16 protein-coding genes are annotated in these 18355 nt (G+C 70.6%); 11 read left to right on the top strand and 5 right to left on the bottom strand.

From position 1 onward, the window contains the following. Nucleotides 1–148 precede the first annotated feature (148 nt). Genes ABD126_RS05545 through ABD126_RS05535 form a run of 3 tightly spaced genes read right to left on the bottom strand, consistent with a single transcriptional unit; the run spans nucleotide 149 to nucleotide 3125 of the window. Entirely contained in the window at nucleotides 149–988 is an 840-nt protein-coding gene (locus ABD126_RS05545; protein WP_343932532.1) for an ABC transporter permease, read from the bottom strand. Next, on the bottom strand, nucleotides 985–1998 hold the full coding sequence (locus ABD126_RS05540) for an ABC transporter ATP-binding protein (protein ID WP_343932531.1): 1014 nt from the start codon (nucleotides 1996–1998) through the stop codon (nucleotides 985–987). Before ABD126_RS05540 ends, ABD126_RS05545 begins: the two co-directional genes overlap by 4 nt. Continuing rightward, nucleotides 1995–3125 carry a LolA family protein gene (locus tag ABD126_RS05535; protein WP_343932530.1) on the bottom strand — a complete coding sequence of 377 codons (1131 nt, stop codon included), beginning with the start codon at nucleotides 3123–3125 and terminating at the stop codon, nucleotides 1995–1997. Before ABD126_RS05535 ends, ABD126_RS05540 begins: the two co-directional genes overlap by 4 nt. A gap of 356 nt (nucleotides 3126–3481) precedes the next feature. Here ABD126_RS05535 and ABD126_RS05530 point away from each other — a divergent pair, with 356 nt between their 5' ends. Genes ABD126_RS05530 through ABD126_RS05520 form a run of 3 tightly spaced genes read left to right on the top strand, consistent with a single transcriptional unit; the run spans nucleotide 3482 to nucleotide 6297 of the window. Then, nucleotides 3482–4204 (top strand): response regulator transcription factor, encoded by a 723-nt coding sequence (locus ABD126_RS05530; protein ID WP_343932529.1) that lies wholly within the window; start codon nucleotides 3482–3484, stop codon nucleotides 4202–4204. Continuing rightward, entirely contained in the window at nucleotides 4201–5469 is a 1269-nt protein-coding gene (locus ABD126_RS05525; protein WP_343932528.1) for a sensor histidine kinase, read from the top strand. Before ABD126_RS05530 ends, ABD126_RS05525 begins: the two co-directional genes overlap by 4 nt. A 15-nt stretch (nucleotides 5470–5484) precedes the next feature. Further along, complete coding sequence (locus ABD126_RS05520) at nucleotides 5485–6297, top strand: NUDIX domain-containing protein (RefSeq protein ID WP_343932527.1); 813 nt, start codon at nucleotides 5485–5487, stop codon at nucleotides 6295–6297. Between the two features lie 9 nt (nucleotides 6298–6306). Here ABD126_RS05520 and trpS read toward each other — a convergent pair whose 3' ends face one another. Continuing rightward, entirely contained in the window at nucleotides 6307–7272 is a 966-nt protein-coding gene (gene trpS, locus ABD126_RS05515) for a tryptophan--tRNA ligase (RefSeq protein ID WP_343932526.1), read from the bottom strand. 200 nt (nucleotides 7273–7472) lie between these two features. On the opposite strand from trpS, the gene ABD126_RS05510 reads away from it, so the two are divergent. Next, the gene (locus ABD126_RS05510; RefSeq protein WP_343932525.1) at nucleotides 7473–7772 is read left to right on the top strand and encodes a YciI family protein; all 300 of its coding nucleotides are present in this window, start codon (nucleotides 7473–7475) and stop codon (nucleotides 7770–7772) included. A gap of 45 nt (nucleotides 7773–7817) precedes the next feature. Here ABD126_RS05510 and ABD126_RS05505 read toward each other — a convergent pair whose 3' ends face one another. Further along, on the bottom strand, nucleotides 7818–8003 hold the full coding sequence (locus ABD126_RS05505) for a hypothetical protein (RefSeq protein ID WP_343932524.1): 186 nt from the start codon (nucleotides 8001–8003) through the stop codon (nucleotides 7818–7820). A 148-nt stretch (nucleotides 8004–8151) separates the two neighbouring features. Between ABD126_RS05505 and typA the strand changes: the two genes are divergently transcribed. The 7 genes from typA (at nucleotide 8152) to ABD126_RS05470 (ending at nucleotide 18350) form a co-directional block, all read left to right on the top strand. Beyond that, nucleotides 8152–10053 (top strand): translational GTPase TypA, encoded by a 1902-nt coding sequence (gene typA, locus ABD126_RS05500; RefSeq protein ID WP_343932523.1) that lies wholly within the window; start codon nucleotides 8152–8154, stop codon nucleotides 10051–10053. A 147-nt stretch (nucleotides 10054–10200) separates the two neighbouring features. After that, complete coding sequence (locus ABD126_RS05495; protein WP_343932522.1) at nucleotides 10201–11889, top strand: ABC transporter family substrate-binding protein; 1689 nt, start codon at nucleotides 10201–10203, stop codon at nucleotides 11887–11889. Nucleotides 11890–12246: 357 nt separating this feature from the next. Further along, on the top strand, nucleotides 12247–14016 hold the full coding sequence (locus ABD126_RS05490; protein ID WP_343932521.1) for an ABC transporter family substrate-binding protein: 1770 nt from the start codon (nucleotides 12247–12249) through the stop codon (nucleotides 14014–14016). A gap of 153 nt (nucleotides 14017–14169) precedes the next feature. After that, complete coding sequence (locus tag ABD126_RS05485; RefSeq protein ID WP_343932520.1) at nucleotides 14170–15168, top strand: ABC transporter permease; 999 nt, start codon at nucleotides 14170–14172, stop codon at nucleotides 15166–15168. After that, nucleotides 15161–16114, top strand: a complete 954-nt coding sequence (locus ABD126_RS05480; RefSeq protein WP_343932519.1) for an ABC transporter permease — start codon at nucleotides 15161–15163, stop codon at nucleotides 16112–16114. The genes ABD126_RS05485 and ABD126_RS05480 overlap by 8 nt, the downstream gene beginning before the upstream one ends. Continuing rightward, on the top strand, nucleotides 16111–17289 hold the full coding sequence (locus ABD126_RS05475) for an ABC transporter ATP-binding protein (protein WP_343932518.1): 1179 nt from the start codon (nucleotides 16111–16113) through the stop codon (nucleotides 17287–17289). The genes ABD126_RS05480 and ABD126_RS05475 overlap by 4 nt, the downstream gene beginning before the upstream one ends. Then, nucleotides 17286–18350 (top strand): ABC transporter ATP-binding protein, encoded by a 1065-nt coding sequence (locus ABD126_RS05470; RefSeq protein ID WP_343932517.1) that lies wholly within the window; start codon nucleotides 17286–17288, stop codon nucleotides 18348–18350. The genes ABD126_RS05475 and ABD126_RS05470 overlap by 4 nt, the downstream gene beginning before the upstream one ends. Nucleotides 18351–18355 lie beyond the last annotated feature (5 nt).

Below are 18355 nucleotides of genomic sequence, written 5' to 3'. Positions count from 1 at the left end.
GCCGGTGGCCGGTGGTCGCGTGGCCGGCGGCAGCCGGTGGTCGCGTGGCCGGTGGCTGCCGGTGGCTGTGTGGCCGGTGGTCGGTGGTTGCGTGTGGTTGCGTGGCCGGTGGTGGCGTGGTCGGTGGTTGCGTGGCGAGTGGTCGGGGTTAGTTGTCCTTGGTGGCTAGGCGCATGGCGGCCAGGGAGAGGCCGATCAGGACGTAGCAGCCGGCCAGGGCTGTGCTGCGCCACAGGGCCTCGGTGGGCAGGGGGTCGCGCATGACGTCGATCAGGCTGTTCCAGTTGGTCGTGATCAGGTACGGGTGCAGCCAGTCCAGCGCCTCGAACAGGCCCAGCACCGCGGAGACGATCACGCCCGCCATCGTCGCCGCCATCACGACCAGCGGGTGCTCGGTGCACGCCGAGATCGCCATCGCGATCGCCGCCACGCCCCACACCTGCACGGTGACCAGCAGGATCGTCAGCGCGATGCGGACCAGCGCCTCGCCGAACGGGAGGGTGGTGCCGGACAGCGTGAGCATCCCCGTGCCGCCGAACAGGACCGCCCCGGTGATCACCGCGACGAACGACATCAGGGTGATCGCGAACAGGGTCATGGTGGCCACGCCGAAGGACTTCACGGCCAGCAGCCGCATCCGGCCGACCGGCGCGATCAGCAGGCCGCGCAGCGTGCCGTGCTGCGCCTCGCCCGCCAGGCCGTCGGCCGCCCAGATCGCCCCGACCAGCGGCAGCAGCAGCGGCAGTGCCAGGAACAGCGTGAACACCGGCAGCACCAGGCCGTTGCCGCCGATGATCGCGGCCAGGCCGGGACCGCCGGAGGCGTCGCCGTCGTCCACCGCGAACCACAGGCCGATGCCGGCCAGGACCGGCACCAGGCACAGCCCGAACAGGCCGATGACCGTGCGCGGCCGGCGGATGATCCAGCGCAGTTCCGAGCGCAGTTGCCGGCCCAGCGGGGCGCGGGCCGCGACCAGTGGCGCGCTCATGCCGCCCCCTCCTCGATGGTGTCTACCGCCGACAGACCCTCGTCGGACTCCTGGGCCTCGGTGAGCCGCGCGAACAGCTCCTCCAGGCCGGTGCGCTGCCGGCGGGCCTCGTAGATCGGGATGCCGGCCGCGACCAGCGCCTCGATCACCGCGGGCGGGGTGGTGCCGATCAGCTCGACCCGCACGCCCTCCGTGGTGGGCCGGGCGGAGATCCGGGCGTCGCGCAGCACGTTGAGCGCCTGGTTGAACTCCGGTGTGACGACCAGCAGCGAGCTGTTCTCCGCCTGGAGCAGGTCGCCGAGCCCGCCCTGGGCGACGACCGTGCCCCGGTGCAGCACGGCGACGTGCGTGCAGGTGGCCTCGATCTCGCTGAGCAGGTGCGACGACACCACGACCGTCGTGCCGGCCATGTGCAGGTCGGCGATGACGTTGCGGACCTCGCGCGTGCCCGCCGGGTCCAGGCCGTTGGTCGGCTCGTCCAGCACGATCATCCGGCGCTCCACCAGCAGCGCCGCCGCGAGGCCGAGCCGCTGCTTCATGCCCAGCGAGTACCCCCGGTAGCGGCGGTGCGCGGCGGCGGCCAGGCCGACCCGTTCCAGCGCGTCCTCCACCGCCTGCTTGGTGGAGCCGGTGGCGAGCAGCGGCTCGAAGGCCGCCACCCGCCGCAGGTTCTCCCGCCCCGACAGGAACGGGTGGAACCCGGGACCCTCGACCAGCGCACCCACGTGCGGCAACGCCAGCGCCGCGCCGTCGGGCAGCGCCTTCCCCAGCAGCTCGACCTCCCCCTCGGTCGGCCGCACGAGCCCGAGCAGCATGCGGATCGTGGTGGTCTTGCCCGACCCGTTCGGGCCGAGCATCCCGAGCACCGCCCCCTCCGGCACGTCGAGGTCCACCCGGTCCACCGCGACGGTGTGCCCGTACACCTTGCGCAGTCCCCGCGTGCGGGCGGCGAGGACCGGGGTGGAGCCGGCCTGGGCCGACTCCACCCGTGCGCTGGTCGAGGTGCTCACTTCACCTGGCCGATCGCCTCGACCAGCACCTGCTCCGGCACCGCACCCGCGGCCACGCGGCCGTCGTCGGCGATCAGCGCCGCGCCGACCCGGGTGGTGATCAGCGTGCCCGACCCCCACGGACCGCTGACCTGCTTGCCGAGCTGCTTGAGCAGGCCCTCGACGTCCACGTCCTGACCGGGCCGGCCCTCGTGCTCCCACTCCCGGCCCTCGCCCTGCTTCTGCGCCAGGTTCTTCAGCGCGTCGGCCGGCATGCGCGCGACCAGGACCTGGTCCCAGCCCTCGCCGACGATCTGCGGGTTCGCCTCGGCGAACGCGCCCTCGGCGAGCGCCTTCTCCTCGGCGGTCGGCCCGCGCAGCTCCGGCTCGGACACCTTCGCGCCCGGCGGCGGTGTGAAGCTGAACAGCGCGGCGTCCTGCGGGCCGACGTTCAGCTCGGAGAACCCGATCTGGACGGCCGGCGCGGCGGTGCCGTTGGTCAGCACCTCGAACCGCAGCGGGATGCGCAGCTCGGAGTCGACCGCCACGCGCACCTCGCGCAGCACGGTCCGCTCGGTCGGCTTCGGTGTGAGCACCAGCTCGTAGGCGGGCCGGTCGGCGACGCGCGCCGTGCCGTCCACGCTCACGTCGCTGAACTCCTTGATCTTGGCCACGGCCTCGCGCGCCACGGCCACCGGGTCGGCGGGCACCTGCGGCGCGTTCGGGTCGAGCTGGAGCCGGGGCTCCTCCAGCTCGCCGTGGGCCAGCTTGGTCACCTGCTGGTCGGCGGAGTCCCACAGCCAGCCGGTCTGCCCGTCGTCGACGAACGTGCGCTCGCTGTCCGCCGCCGGCAGCTGGACCCGGACGCGCCCCGCGCCATCGGTCCAGACCCGCAGCTCGGAGTCCCCGTCGGACAGCTGCGGCAGGCCGCTGATGCCGGGAACGCCGAGGTCGTTGCTCACCGACACGGCACCGCCGAACGCGGCGGGCTTGGCGGACAGCACCGACTCCACCAACGCCTCGGCCTCCACCGCGGGCAGCTCCGGCGCCGGCCCCGCACCGGCGGGCATGGCGAGCACCCCCAGGCCCGCGACCCCGGCGACCACGCCGACCGCCGCGGCGACCACGGTCACCCTTCTCCGGTTCATGTGTCCCCTCCTCCAAGGGCGTCGGCCAACCGGTTGCCGGCCGACACCCCAGACCCTCCTCGGGTCGGCCTGAGATGGCGCTGAGAGCCACCGGAACCCTGAGAACGCACTCAGCGAGCCGCTGGGCGGCCCGACCGCGATTGTCCTCCTCCGGGGACGAATCCGGCCACGTCACGAGCCACGAGCTGGAACTGCGGGCCGGGTGCGGCGGGGCTGGGAGCTGCGGGCCGGGAGTCGCGGGCGGGGCCGCGGGCAGGGGCTGGAGTTGGAGCCGCGCGGGAGCGGGAGAGCGCCGTGGCTGAGAGTGGACTGAGGAAGTCGGGGCGTTCCAGGGCCGCAAGAGGCATCCTGTGGGCGTGAGGCCACGGGTGCTGGTTGTTGACGACGAAGTCGGGGTTCGGCGCGCGTTGGAGCGCGGGCTGTCCGCTGAGGGCATGGAGGTGGTCACCGCCGCCGACGGGCCCAACGCCCTGCGCGTCGCGCTGACAGGCGCCTTCGACGTGGTGCTGCTGGACATCATGCTGCCCGGCCTCAGCGGTTACCGGGTGCTCCAGCGCATGCGCGCCGAAGGGGTGCGGACGCCCGTGCTCATGGTGTCGGCCAAGGACGGCGAGGTCGACCAGGCCGACGGGCTAGACCTCGGCGCCGACGGGTACCTCGTCAAACCGTTCAGCTTCGTCGTGCTGGTCGCCCAGGTGCGGGCGCTGCTGCGGCGCAACCGGGCCGACCTCGCCCGGCGCAAGCTCAAGCTCGGCGAACTCGTCGTGGACCGGGCGGTGCGCGAGGTGAGCTGGGCCGGGGAGCCGGTCAACCTGTCGCCTCGGGAGTACGCCGTGCTGGACGTGCTGGCCAGCCGCGCCGGGTCCGTCGTGACCAAGGACGAACTCCTGCGCACCGTGTGGGGCGACGAGCAGGCGGCCACCCGCAACGCGGTCGAGGTCTACGTCGGGTACCTGCGGCGCAAGCTCGACGCCATGGGCGCCGGCGAGGTCGTGCGGACCGTGCGCGGGCACGGGTACCTGGCCTCCACCCCCGACCTGGACGCGGCGCTGGACTCGGCCGCCGCCCGGCGCAGGTGAGCCCGCGCCGCTGGTGGCTGCGGCGGACGCTGCGCTTCCGCATCACCGTCGTGGCCACCGGTGTGGCGCTGCTCGGGCTGCTCGCGCTGACCCTGCTCGCGCCGAGCCTGATCGGCATGGTGCAGGTCAGCGCCGTGGACAACCAGTTGGAGCGGTCGTCCGCCACGCGCGTGCTGGACACCGCCGGCAACCCGCTGGACGGCCTGGCCAAGCCCGACCTGACGCCGCGGGACATCCGGCAGCTCCGGTCGGGGGAGAAGGTGCTGCGCATCGAGGGCGACACCGCGCACCGCTGGATCGGGCGGGTCGTGTTCGCCGCCGACGGCACACCCCAGCTGCACGTCGCCGGGGACACCCTGGTCGGCTACCGCGAGGCCAACGAGCTGGGCACGAAGTGGCTGGCCGCCGCCGCCGTGCTGGTCGCCGGGCTGGTCGGGATAGCGACCTGGCTGGCCGTGCGGTCGTCGTTGCGGCCGGTCGAGCGGATGCGGGTGGCGGCGGGGCAGCTGCCGCGCGGCCAGCGGCTGCCGGTGCCGGCGGCGCGCGACGAGCTGCAGGCGTTGGCGGAGGCGTTGAACGCCCTGCTGGCCCGGCGCGACGAGGCGACCGAGCGGCTGCGCCGGTTCACCGGCGACGCCGCGCACGAGCTGCGCTCGCCGGTGACGTCGGTGCGCGCCCAGGCGGAGGTGGCGGTCGCGCACCCCGACCCGGACTTCTCCATCGAGGTGCTGGAGTCGGTGGTGGAGGAGTCCGAACGGCTGTCCAACCTGGTCGACGCGCTCCTGCTGCTGGCCCGCGCCGACACCGGCGAGCTGCCCCGCGCCGAACCGGTGGACCTGGTCCTCCAGGCCCAGTACGCGGTGGAGCGGCGGCCCGAGGACGAGCTGCTGGTGTCCATCCACGCCCCGATGAGCGCGTGCCTGATCTCCGCCGCGCGCACCGAGGTCGAACTCGTGCTGGACAACCTGCTGCGCAACGCGACCCGGTACGCGCGGTCGTTCATCCGGATCTCGGTGCTGCCGGCGGCGCGCGAGGTGCGGCTGCTGGTGGACGACGACGGCCACGGCATCCCGCCCGAGCACCGGGAGAAGGTGTTCGACCGGTTCTACCGGGTCGAGTCGGACCGCGGCCGGGCGACCGGCGGGTTCGGGCTGGGCCTCGCGCTGGTGGCGCACCTGGTGACGCGGCGGCGCGGGACGGTCCGGGCCGGCGAGTCGCCCGAGGGCGGTGCGCGGCTGGAGGTGCGCTGGCCGGAGTACCGGTGATGGCAGGATCGGGGTGTGCCCGAGCTGCGCGCGACGACGCTGGTGGACGCCCCGCTGCGGACCGTGGCGGCGGCGCTGCTGGACGCGCGGCTGCTCGCCCGGTCGATCCGCGGGCTGGGCGGGCGGATCAGCGGCGGGCCGGTGCTGCACGTGGGCCTGGAGCTGTCCGGGTCGGTCGGTCCGGTGGACGGGACGTTGCTGGTGACGCGGGCGGACACGACCGGCGTGTCGGCGGAGCTGGTCGGCGGGCCGCTGCCGCGGTTCGTGCTGCTCACCGACCTGCTGCACACCGGCGGCGGGACCATGGTGGTCGACTCGGTCGAGTGGACCAGCCCGGGTGGGCCGCTGGGGCGCTTCGCCGACGTGATCGTGGGGCGCGGGTTGGCGCTGCGGGTGCTGGAGGCGCGGGCGGCGGCCGTGGCGTCGCGCAGCCGTGAGTTGCTCAACGCGCGGGTGGTCGTGGGTGCGGCGATCGTGCGGGACGGGTTGTTGTTGGCGCAGCAACGGTCCTACCCGGCGGAGGCGGCCGGGAAGTGGGAGCTGCCGGGTGGGCGGGTCGAGGCCGGGGAGTCCGACCGGGACGCCGTGGTGCGTGAGTGCGCCGAGGAGCTGGGCGTGACCGTGGTGGCGGGCGACCAGGTCGGCCCGGACGTGCCGCTGCGGCGGGACCTGCTGCTGCGGATCTACCGGGCCGACCTGGTGACCGGCGAACCGGCCGCGCACGACCACCGGGACGTGCGGTGGGTGGGGCCGGCCGAGCTGGACGCGCTGGACTGGCTGCCCGCGGACCGCGTCCTGGTCCCGGCCCTGCACGACCTGCTCGCCTGAGGCGGTTCTTCAGCCCAGGCCGGACACGCGCAGGGCCGCTTCCAACCGGTGGGTGGAGCGTTCCCGGGAGCGTTGCGCCCCGTGCGCCCGGACGCGGTCCAGCTCGGCCGGGTCGTCCAGCAACGCCTGCGTGCGTTCACGCACCCCGCGCAGCTCCTCCACCACCGCGTCCGCCGTCGCCTCCTTCAGCTCGGCGTAGCCCGACAGCGAATCCGCCAGGTCCCGCGGGTCCTTCGCGGTGCACGCGCCCAGGATCTCCAGCAGGTTCGTCACGCCCGGCTGGGTGTCGGGCGCGTACCGCACGGCGCCCAGCTCGTCGGTCACCGCGCGGCGGATCTTGCGGCGGACCAGGTCCGGCGGGTCCAGGACGAACACGGTGCCGGCCGAGTCCGGGGACGACTTGGCCATCTTGCGGGACGGGTCGGCCAGGTCGCGCACGCGTGCCGCCGCCGTGGGCACGACACCGTGCGGCATGACGAAGACCTCGCCGTACGTGCCGTTGAACCGCCTCGCCAGCACCCGCGCCAGTTCCACGTGTTGTGCCTGGTCATCGCCGACCGGGACCTCCCGCGCGCCCTGCAACAGGATGTCCGCCGCCATCAGCACCGGGTAGGTCAGCAGGCTCAGCCGCACCGACGCCCGCCCCGCGGACTTCTCCTTGAACTGGATCATCCGCGCCGCCTCCCCGTACGTGCAGGTGCACTCCAGCAACCAGGTCAACGCGCCCAGCTCGCGCACCAGGTCCGACTGCACCGCCACCGACCTCGGGTCCACGCCGGCCGCGATGAGGACCGCGACCTGCTCCCTGGTCAGGGCCCGCAGCCGGGACGGGTTGTGGGACGTGGTCATCGCGTGCAGGTCGCCGATGAAGTACACGTCGCGCTCGGTGCCCTCGGCGGCCCACCGCCGGATCGCGCCCAGGTAGTTGCCCAACTGGACGGGACCGGACGGGGTGATGCCGGACAGCCTGATCATCGCGGGGTTCCTCTCGAACGGAGAGCCCGCCGAGGGGCGAGTGGCCCCGGACACAGCGAAGGCCGCCCTCGACGGGCGGCCTGTGGGTCAACGCACAGTGCTAGGGCCGCCGTGTGGCGGGCCACCAGAACGTGTAAAGAGTGCGCATAGCCGGATCTTAGCGCGTGTGCGGCACCACATGTGGGTCTACATTTTTTGGCATGTACATCGTGGTGCTGGAGTACATCAAGCCGCTGGACGAAGTCGACTACGCCTTGCCGGAGCACGTGGACTGGCTCAAGAAGCAGTACGACGCCGGTCTGTTCCTGGCCTCCGGCCGCCAGGTGCCCCGCACGGGCGGCGTGATCATCACCCGCCCGATGCCGCGCGGCAAGCTGGACGCGCTGCTCGCGACGGACCCGTTCGCGGTGCAGAAGCTGGCCCGCTACCAGGTGATCGAGTTCCAGGCCACCCGGACCGCTCCGGAGCTGGCCGGGCTCAACGAAGCCGTCCTGAGCTGACGGCGCACCACCCCGTGCCACCCGGGCGCGCCGGGCGGCCGGACCTCACGCGGCCTTCTTCGCGGCCTTCTTGGCGGCCTTCGCGGCCTTGGCGGTCTTCTTCTCCGCCTTCTTGACAGCCTTCTTGCGCTCCTTGAGCATCACCGTGACGGGGCACCTCTTGCAGCGCGGGGTGGACCGGCAGCACTTCTTCTTCACCTTGGTCTTGCCCACGCGTTGCCTCGCACTCATCGGGGTGTCCCCAGAGTAGGTGAGGCTCACTTCACCCTGCGCGCGTGTGTGGTAATGGCGATCGCCCGGTAGGCTGTCCGGAGGCTGCGCGCGTATCCCATGTCATGGCGCCTGCCCATCCTCGATGAGACAGCTCTAGGAGTTCCGCGTGCCCACGGCCACCGCGTCGATCAAGGAAACGCTGGTCCGCAACGACCTGCGCAACGTCGCGATCGTCGCGCACGTTGACCACGGCAAGACCACCCTGGTCGACGCCATGCTCCGCCAGTCCGGCGCCTTCTCCGAACGAGCCGAACTCGTCGACCGGGTCATGGACTCCGGCGAGCTGGAGCGCGAGAAGGGCATCACGATCCTCGCCAAGAACACGGCGGTGCGCCGGCACACGCCCGACGGCGTGGTCACCATCAACGTCGTGGACACCCCCGGCCACGCCGACTTCGGCGGCGAGGTCGAGCGCGGCCTGTCCATGGTCGACGGCGTGGTGCTGCTGGTGGACGCCTCCGAGGGCCCGCTGCCGCAGACCCGGTTCGTGCTGCGCAAGACGCTGGCCGCCGGCCTGCCGGTGATCCTCGTGGTCAACAAGGTGGACCGCCCCGACGCCCGGATCTCCGAGGTCGTCGAAGAGGCCCACGACCTGCTGCTGGACCTGGCCACCGAGGTCGGCGCGGACGACTCCGTGCTGGACCTGCCGGTCGTCTACGCCTCCGCCCGCGCCGGCCGCGCCTCGCTGACCCAGCCCGCCGACGGCGGCCTGCCCGACGAGGAGAACCTCGACTCGCTGTTCGAGGTGCTGCTCAACCACATCCCCGCGCCCACCGGCGACGCCGACGCCCCGCTGCGCGCGCTGGTCACCAACCTCGACGCGTCCACCTTCCTCGGTCGCATCGCGCTGTGCCGCATCGCCGCCGGCCGCATCCGCAAGGGCGAGACGGTCGCGTGGTGCCGCGAGGACGGCTCGGTGCAGAAGGTGAAGATCACCGAGCTGCTGATCACCGAGGCGCTGGAGCGCGTCCCGGCCGAGGAGGCGCGCGCGGGTGACCTGGTCGCCATCGCGGGCATCCCGGAGATCACCATCGGCGACACCCTGGCCGACGCGGAGAACCCGGAGCCGCTGCCCCGGATCACCGTGGACGAGCCCGCCATCTCGATGACCATCGGCGTCAACACCTCGCCGCTGGCCGGCCGCAACGGCGGCACCAAGCTCACCGCCCGCCTGCTCAAGGCCCGCCTGGACCAGGAGCTGGTCGGCAACGTGTCGGTCCGCGTCCTGCCGACCGAGCGCCCCGACACCTGGGAGGTGCAGGGCCGCGGCGAGCTGGCGCTGGCCATCCTGGTCGAGCAGATGCGCCGCGAGGGCTTCGAGCTGACCGTCGGCAAGCCGCAGGTGGTCACCAAGACCGTCGACGGCAAGGTGCACGAGCCCTACGAGCGGCTGACCATCGACGCCCCCGAGGAGCACCTCGGCGCGGTCACCCAGCTGCTGGCCAACCGCAAGGGCCGGATGGAGAACATGGCCGGCCACGGCACCGGCCGCATCAAGCTGGACTACGTCGTGCCCTCGCGCGGCCTGATCGGCTTCCGCACCGAGTTCCTCACCGAGACCCGCGGCACCGGCATCGCCAACGCCGTGTCCGAGGGCTACGGCCCGTGGGCCGGCGAGATCCGGACCCGCCACAACGGCTCCCTGGTCGCCGACCGCTCGGGCGCGATCACCGCGTACGCGATGATCCAGCTCGCCGACCGCGGCACGTTCTTCGTGGAGCCGGGCGCGGACGCGTACGAGGGCATGGTCGTGGGCGAGAACCCGCGCGCCGAGGACCTCGACGTGAACGTGTGCCGCGAGAAGAAGCTGACCAACATGCGGTCCTCGACGGCCGACGTGATGGAGACCCTGGCCCGGCCGCGCAAGCTCAGCCTGGAGGAGGCGCTGGAGTTCTGCGCCGCCGACGAGTGCGTGGAGGTCGCGCCGGAGGTCGTCCGCGTCCGCAAGATCATCCTGGACGCGAACCTGCGTGGCCGCGAGCGCAACCGCCTGAAGCTGCGCGGGTAGGAACCCCAGTTGACGGACGCCCTCGGAGCCCCGCTCCGGGGGCGTCTCGCGTTCCGTGACCGCTCACCTGCGCAGCGCACCCTATTAATAAGGTGTAACCGCCGGACCTCGAACGTGTGCCCAAGCCGCCCCAGTACCCTCGAACCCATGAGTAGGTCTGGGGGGACCCGCGTGCGCGCGGCCGTCGCCGTGGTCGCGTTGTTCGTGCTGTCCGCGTGCACCGTGACGCCTCCGCCGCCGCTCGTCCCGTCCACGCCCGGCATGACCGTGGTCCCCAAGGAGAAGGTCAACGAGGTCGTCGTCGGCGTGGACGACGTCAGGGGCGGCTACAACCCGCACACCCTCGCCGGCCAGTCCACGGTCACCACCGCGCTGGCCTCGCTGCTGCTGCCCAGCACCTTCCGCACCGACGCCGACGGCACACCCCGCCTGGACCGCTCGCTGTTGTTGTCAGCCGAGGTCACGAAGGCCGAGCCGTACACGGTGACCTACACGATCCGCCGCGACGCCTCCTGGTCGGACAGCGCGCCGATCGCCGCCGAGGACTTCGTGTTCCTGTGGCAGCGGATGCGGGAGGAGCCCGGCGTGGTCAACCCCGCGGGCTACCGGCTCATCTCCGACATCGCCTCCCGCGAGGGCGGCAAGGTCGTGGAGGTGGTGTTCGAGCAGCCCTACCCGGGGTGGCGCAGCCTGTTCGCCAACCTGCTGCCCGCCCACCTGCTCAAGGACGCCCCCGGCGGCTGGCAGGCGGCGCTGAGCGACAGCTTCCCGGCCACCGCCGGCCCGTTCGCCGTGCGCACGCTGGACCAGCCGCGCGGCGAGATCATCCTGGAGCGCAACGACCGGTACTGGGAGCAGCCGACCGCCCTCGACCGGGTCGTCCTGCGACGCGCCGCCCACCACGACATCGTGGAGGCCCTCAAGACCGGCGACGACCAGGCCGCGCTCATCCGCGCCGACGCGATCGCCGTCAAGGACGTCGAGGACCTCGCCGCCGGCAAGCCGCTGACCACCGCCGTGGTGCCGCGCCCGGAGGTGGTGGAGGTGCTGGCCCGCCCGGCCGCGCCGCAGATGGCCGACGTCCGCGTCCGGCAGGCGGTGTTCGGCCTGCTGAACCGGGACGAGCTGATCGCCCTCGGCAGCCGCAACGGCCCGAGCGCGAAGCTGCGCGCCGACGCCCAGGTGCTGCCGCCGAGCAAGCCCGGCTACCAACCGACCGTCCAGTCGGTGGCCACACCGCCCGCGCAGCTGCTGACCGAGGCGGGCTACGCCAACCAGAACGGCCAGTGGGTGCGTGACGGCAAACAACTGACGCTCACCATCGCCGCACCTGCGGGTATCGAGCCGTATGTGACCATCGCGAGCCGCGTTCAGCGTCAACTGTCATTGTCCGGAATCGCCGGACGCGTCCTGACAACGCCGCCGAATCAGTTGTTCGGCCGTGATCTGTCGGGCACCGCCACTTCCGGCGCGGAGGTCGTGGACATTGCCGTCGTGCCCCGCGTGGACACCGGTGATTCGTCCGCCGCACTCGCTTCCGCATTCGGCTGCCGCACCTCTTCAGGCGAAGGCGGTACACCCATTCCGGGGAATCTGTCGGGTTTCTGCGACCAGGCGGTGCAGGGCGCGATCGACGAGGCGCTGACCGGGCGGGCGCTGCTGTCCGACACCCTCGCCAAGGTCGAGCCGGTGCTCTGGCAGCAGGCCGTCTCGATGCCGTTGTTCCAGGTAGCGGACCTGTTGGTGGTCTTGCCGGAGGCTCAGAACGTCACCGCGGGGGCGCCCTTCGCCGGGCCCCTGAGCGGTGCTCCGACCTGGCGGCGCGAAGGTCGTTGACCGTTAACTCTTCTCATTGGCAGAAGGCTGACCTAAGCTCAAGATGCGGGCGGCGGTCGATATTGACAGTATTCCCGTCGTCCGGTTAACGAACGCTCCCGCCCGGTAACGACGGAGTAGCGTGCTGCTACCAGCGTGTCACCCTTTGGTCACGATCGGCCTTGGGGTCGTGACCGTGCTTGCGGCGGCTTCTTATCGTGCTGCAACGGTGTGTCGGTTCGGGGCGCGTTTGGCACATCACGGTTATGGGTGGAGTTCGGCTCAAACGGTCGCTCCAACCCAGTGCTAGGAGGGCACGTGTCGATGAGGAGATCAAAGGCTGTCTCGGCGCTTGCGCTGTTGACCGGCGCCGCACTCGTGCTGAGTGCGTGTGGCGGCGGCGGTGCCGGTGAAGGCGACGGTGGTGGCCAGCAGAACGCCGACCCGGGCAAGATCGGCGGTCAGGACGAGCTGTTCAAGCGTCCCAAGGTGGACGACATCGGCGAGATCGCGGTCGCCGTGGAAGAGGGCTTCCACAACTACAACAACAACATCGGCGCGACGAACAACTTCTCCAGCACCATCGCGCTGTCCAACGTGCAGCCCTCGCCGTACATCACCGACCTGTCCGCCGATGGCAAGGTCGTGATCAAGATCGACGGCGACCTGATGGAGTCCATCAAGGTCACGTCGAGCGACCCGCAGGTCATCGAGTGGAAGGTCAACAAGGCGGCGGTCTGGTCCGACGGCCAGCCGATCGACTGCGACGACTTCCACCTGAAGTGGCTCGCGGCCACCAGCAAGGCGAAGGTCAAGGGCGAGGACGGCAAGGAAGCCTCGATCTTCGACTCGTCCGACACCGGCTACAAGGACATCTCCAAGCTGGAGTGCTCGGACAGCGACAAGACGATCAAGACGACGTTCTCGGCGCCGTTCGCCGACTACCGCGGCCTGTTCTCGCAGCCGGGTAGCGACAGCCTGCTCCCGGCCCACGTGCTGGAGCAGAAGACCGGTGTGGCCGACATCACCAAGGTGACGCCGGACCAGAACGACGACACCGTCAAGAAGGTCGCCGAGTTCTACACCAAGGGCTGGCTGGGCTTCGACCCCGCCGTCGCCCTGTCGGGTGGCCCGTACATGATCACCTCCTCGGACCTCAAGGACCAGACGGTCCTGGAGCGCAACCCGAAGTGGTGGGGCGAGAAGCCGGCGGCGTCCAAGGTCATCCTGAAGACGAACACCGACGCCCAGTCGGCCGCCCAGCAGCTGCAGAACAAGGAAGTCGTGGTGATCGCGCCGCAGGCCGACGCCGCGGTGGCGCAGCAGCTGCGTGGCGACAGCGCGTTCAAGGTCTTCGCGGCCGGTGGCCAGACCTTCGAGCACGTCGACTTCAACATGGAGCGCCCCCTGTTCAAGCAGAACAAGGAGCTCCGCCTGGCGATCGCCCAGTGCTTCGACCGCGAGGACCTGGTCGAGAAGCTGGTCAAGGACGTCGACCCCAACGCCAAGCCGCTGGGCTCGCTGACGTTCATGCCGAACGAGGTCGGCTACGAGGACCACTACGGCGATGTCGGCAAGGGTGACGTGGCCGCGGCCAAGAAGACCCTTGAGGACGCCGGCTGGAAGCAGGGCGGCGACGGCATCTACACCAAGGGCGAGTTCCGCGCCTCCTTCAAGCTGGGCCACAAGATCGTCCAGCGCCGTGCCGACACCGTCCGCATCCTGCAGGACAAGTGCCGCCAGGCCGGCATCGAGGTCGTGGACGACCAGGCCGCCGACTTCAACGACAAGCGCCTCCCGGCGTCCGAGTTCGACGCGGCGCTGTTCGCGTGGGTCGGCCAGCCGCTGAAGGCCGGCGCGTACGGCAACTACGCCCAGAAGGCCAAGGGCGGCTCCGGCAACTACAACAACTACGACTCGGCCGCGGTGACCGAGAAGTGGACGGCTGCCAACAAGGAGCTGGACTACCAGAAGCGCATTCAGCTGATGAACGACATCGACAAGCAGATGCGTGACGACCTGCACAGCGTGCCGCTGTTCCAGCTGTCCGACTTCGCCGCCTCGTCGGCGGACATCGGCCCGATCTCCTACATCGGTGTCGGTGGTGGCGTCACCTGGAACCTCTACGCCTGGCAGATCAAGAAGTAGTGGAGAACCGGGCCGTGAAAAGCCCGGGTCGCGCTAACTGATTCATCCGACCGGGGGGCCGGTGCCACAAGCACCGGCCCCCCGGACGGCGTCCGCGTCCGGTAGGCTGGCCCGCTTGCGGCGGGGGGCGCCTAGGGAGACTAGAGACTTGTCATGTTCCGTTACATAATCCGGCGGTTGTTGATCTCAATTCCGCTGTTGATCGTCGCTTCGTTCCTCTGCTTCGGACTCGTGAACGCCATGGGCGATCCCCTGGGTGAGTGGAAGCTGGCGAAGCCCCGGACCGAGGCGGAAATCACCGCCGCCTACGAGCGGACGGGTTACAACAAGCCGTTCTTCGAGCGCTACGTCGACTGGGCGGGCAACTTCGTCACCGGCGACTGGGGCGAGTCGGTCGTCCCCGGCAACGCCGGCAAGGACGTCAAGGAAGACGTCCTGGACGCCTTCGGCGTCACCCTCCGCCTGATCCTCGGCGCCGAGATCATCGCGCTCGTGCTGGGCATCGCGGTGGGCGTCATCGGTGCGGTGAGACAGTACTCGATCTTCGATTACATAGCGACCGGAATATCGTTCGCCATGTTCTCGATGCCGTTGTTCTGCGTGGCGCTCGTGCTCAAGGCGGGCGGCATCCAGCTCAACAACTGGTTGGAATCCCTCGGCGCGGACCGGTGGATCATCACCGCGGGCCCGCCGGGCGAGGGTTTCAGCGGCAGTTTCGGCACACAGGTCTTCCAGTACACCGGCGCTTACGTCCTGCCCACCATCTGCCTGGTGGTAATCCAGTTCGCCCTCTACAGCCGGTTCCAGCGCGCGTCGATGCTGGAGACGTTGAACGCGGACTACGTGCGCACGGCGCAGGCGAAGGGCATTTCGCAGGGACGGGCGATCTTCAAGCACGCGTTCCGCAACGCCCTCATCCCCATCATCACCGTCTCGTCGCTCAACATCGGCGCCAACTTCGGTGGCGCGGTGATCACCGAAACGGTGTTCGGCTGGTCCGGCATGGGCAAGTTCCTGATCGAGGCGATCGAGAACCTGGAGCCGTACCAGGTGCTCGGCTTCATGATGGTGACGGCCGTGTTCATCATCGTGTTCAACCTGATCGCGGACGTGCTGTACGCGGTCCTGGACCCGAGGATTCGCCTTGACTGAGATCGGTTCCCCCGTGGCGACGCCTGCCGCGCCGACCTCCGGCGAGGCGAGCCAGTTCGACAGCACCGCCGCCAAGAAGCAGTGGCAGGTCATCCTGCGGCGCTTCGCCCGGCACAAGGCGGCCCTGTTCGGCCTCATCATGTTCACGATCCTGGTGCTGTTCGCGTTCCTCGGCGGCGCGATCTGGAAGTACTCCTACACGGACCTGAGCTTCCGCCGGTACCTGCCGCCCAGCGCCGACCACCCGTTCGGCACCGACCGCCTCGGCGGCGACATGGTCGCGCTGATCATCCGAGGCACGCAGTTCTCGCTCCAGATCGCGATCTTCGTCGCGGTGCTGTCCACCATCATCGGCGTCGTCCTCGGCGCCCTCGCCGGCTACATGCGCGGCTGGGTGGACGCGGTGATCAGCCGGTTCATCGACCTGATCCTGGTGATCCCCAGCCTGGTCATCGCGGCCGTGCTGGTGCGCAACAGCTTCGTGGTGTCGGTGGCCGGCGGTGGCGGCAGCAACTGGCTGATCGTGGCCCTGTACCTGGGCCTGATCATGTGGCTGTCGATCGCCCGCGTCATCCGCGGCATGGTGCTGTCGCTGCGCGAGAAGGAATTCGTGGAGGCGGCCCGCGCGCTGGGCGCGTCCACCTTCCGGATCGTGTTCCGGCACATCCTGCCCAACACGATCGACGTGATCATCGTCAACGCGACGCTGGCCATCGCGCAGGCGGTGCTGCTGGAGGCCGCGCTGTCGTTCATCGGCCTGGGCGTGCAGACGCCGGACACGTCGCTGGGCCTGATGATCAGCCTGAACAAGAACGAGCTGACGCTGCACCCGTGGCTGTTCTTCACGCCGTTCGTGTTCATCGTGCTGATCTCCCTGGCGGTCAACTTCATCGGTGACGGTCTCCGGGACGCCTTCGACCCGCGCCAGAAGAGGGTGAAGGCATGAGTGAGTTGGACGTGATGAACGAACCCGAGTCCGTGACCCAGGGCGCGGGCGGCGACAAGCTGCTCAAGGTCGAGAACCTGTCGGTGGACTTCCCGACCGACGACGGCACCGTGCACGCGGTGCGCGACGTGTCCTTCTCGCTCGGCGCGGGCGAGGTGCTGGGCATCGTCGGCGAGTCCGGCTCCGGCAAGTCGGTGTCCTCGATGGCGATCATGGGCCTGCTGCCCAAGACCGCGCACATCGGCGGCTCCATCAAGTTCAAGGGCAAGGAACTCGTCGGGCTGAACTACAAGCAGATGCAGCCCGTGCGCGGCAACGGCGTCGCGATGATCTTCCAGGACCCGATGACGTCGCTGAACCCCGTCTACACCGTGGGGTGGCAGCTGGCCGAGGCGTACCTGGCGCACCACGACGTGTCGAAGAAGGCCGCGTGGGCCAAGGCCGTCGAGGCGCTGGAACTGGTCGGCATCCCGCAGCCGGACCGGCGCGCGTCGCAGTACCCGCACGAGTTCTCCGGCGGCATGCGGCAGCGCGCGATGATCGCCATGTCGATCATCAACGACCCGGACGTGATCATCGCGGACGAGCCGACCACGGCGCTGGACGTGACCGTGCAGGCGCAGATCCTGGACACGCTGCTGCGCATCCGGGACGAGACGAGCGCGGGCATCATGATCATCACCCACGACCTGGGCGTCGTGGCCGGCATGGTCGACCGCGTCCAGGTCATGTACGGCGGCACGGTCGTCGAGCAGGGCACCGTGGACGAGGTGTTCGAGGCCCAGCGCATGCCCTACACGGTCGGTCTGCTCGGGTCCATCCCGAACCCGCAGCTGCTGGGCAAGCGGCTCACCCCGATCAAGGGCGCGCCGCCCTCGCTGATGAACCTGCCGCAGGGCTGCTCGTTCTCCCCGCGGTGCCCGCTGGCCATCGACGAGTGCCGCGAGACCGAACCGCAGCTGCTGGAGACCGACCGGACCGGCCACTTCGCGCGGTGCCACCGCTCCGCGCACCTGGCCACCATCGACAACCCGCAGCGGCTGTTCGCGCACGAGGAGATCGGCGTGGTCGAGAACCCCGCCGCGCTCACGATGGCCAACCCGGACATCCCCGTCGCCGAGGACCTCGGCGACGTGGAGGCGCGGTTGCAGGAAGAGGAGAAGCCCACGTCATGACCACTTCGACTGACGTGAACCCCCAGGCCGGCGGCGCCCGGTCGGGCGGCGGGTCCGGCCAGGCCCCGCTGCTGGAGGTCAAGGACCTGGTCAAGTCCTTCCCGGTGCGCGGCGGCGGCATCATCCCGCGCACGGTCGGGCAGGTGCAGGCCGTGTCCGGCGTGACCTTCGACCTGTACCCGGGCGAGACGCTCGGCCTGGTCGGCGAGTCGGGCTGCGGCAAGTCCACGACCGGCCGCGCCATCCTCCAGCTGCACAAGCCGACGTCCGGCTCGGTGAAGTTCGAGGGCCGCGAGCTGACTAAGCTCGGCGGCAAGGCGCTGCGCGGCGTCCGCCGGGACATGCAGATCGTGTTCCAGGACCCGTACGCCTCGCTCAACCCGCGCTGGCAGATCAACGAGCTGATCTCCGAGCCGTTCAAGATCCACGGCATCGAGGGCGGCGGGAACATCCAGCGCCGGGTCAACGAGCTGATGGAGCTGGTCGGCCTCAACCCGGAGCACCGCAACCGGTACGCCCACGAGTTCTCCGGCGGCCAGCGGCAGCGCATCGGCATCGCCCGCGCGCTGGCGCTGAACCCGAAGCTCATCGTGCTGGACGAGCCGGTGTCGGCGCTGGACGTGTCCGTCCAGGCCGGCGTGGTGAACCTGCTGGAGGAGCTCCAGGAGCGGCTGGGCCTCGCGTACCTGTTCGTGGCGCACGACCTGTCGGTCGTCCGGCACATCTCCGACCGGGTCGCCGTGATGTACCTCGGCAAGATCATCGAACTCGGTGACCGCGAGGAGATCTACGCCCGGCCGATGCACCCGTACACGCAGGCCCTGCTGTCCGCGGTGCCGGTGCCGGACCCGAAGCTGGAGCGCCGGCGGCAGCGGATCGTGCTCACCGGTGACGTGCCGTCGCCGGTGAACCCGCCGTCGGGCTGCCGGTTCCGCACCCGGTGCTGGAAGGCGCAGGACATCTGCGCCACGGAGGAGCCGAAGCTGGAGCGGCGCGGCGGACCCGAGGGCACCCTCTCGGCCTGCCACTTCGCCGAGGTCAAGCCCGTCCTCTCGGTCTGACCGAT

Source organism: Saccharothrix mutabilis subsp. mutabilis, assembly GCF_039521145.1.
GTDB classification, from domain to species: Bacteria; Actinomycetota; Actinomycetes; order Mycobacteriales; family Pseudonocardiaceae; genus Actinosynnema; species Actinosynnema mutabilis.
This window is presented reverse-complemented; position numbering and strand designations above follow the sequence as displayed.

Excerpts from the sequence above, each read along its gene's own strand:
- ABD126_RS05535 (WP_343932530.1), bottom strand. The coding sequence starts at position 3,125 with ATGAACCGGAGAAGGGTGACCGTGGTCGCCGCGGCGGTCGGCGTGGTC.
- ABD126_RS05475 (WP_343932518.1), top strand. The coding sequence starts at position 16,111 with ATGAGTGAGTTGGACGTGATGAACGAACCCGAGTCCGTGACCCAGGGC.
- ABD126_RS05495 (WP_343932522.1), top strand. The coding sequence starts at position 10,201 with ATGAGTAGGTCTGGGGGGACCCGCGTGCGCGCGGCCGTCGCCGTGGTC.
- ABD126_RS05470 (WP_343932517.1), top strand. The coding sequence starts at position 17,286 with ATGACCACTTCGACTGACGTGAACCCCCAGGCCGGCGGCGCCCGGTCG.
- ABD126_RS05545 (WP_343932532.1), bottom strand. The coding sequence starts at position 988 with ATGAGCGCGCCACTGGTCGCGGCCCGCGCCCCGCTGGGCCGGCAACTG.
- ABD126_RS05485 (WP_343932520.1), top strand. The coding sequence starts at position 14,170 with ATGTTCCGTTACATAATCCGGCGGTTGTTGATCTCAATTCCGCTGTTG.
- trpS (WP_343932526.1), bottom strand. The coding sequence starts at position 7,272 with ATGATCAGGCTGTCCGGCATCACCCCGTCCGGTCCCGTCCAGTTGGGC.
- ABD126_RS05505 (WP_343932524.1), bottom strand. The coding sequence starts at position 8,003 with ATGAGTGCGAGGCAACGCGTGGGCAAGACCAAGGTGAAGAAGAAGTGC.
- ABD126_RS05510 (WP_343932525.1), top strand. The coding sequence starts at position 7,473 with ATGTACATCGTGGTGCTGGAGTACATCAAGCCGCTGGACGAAGTCGAC.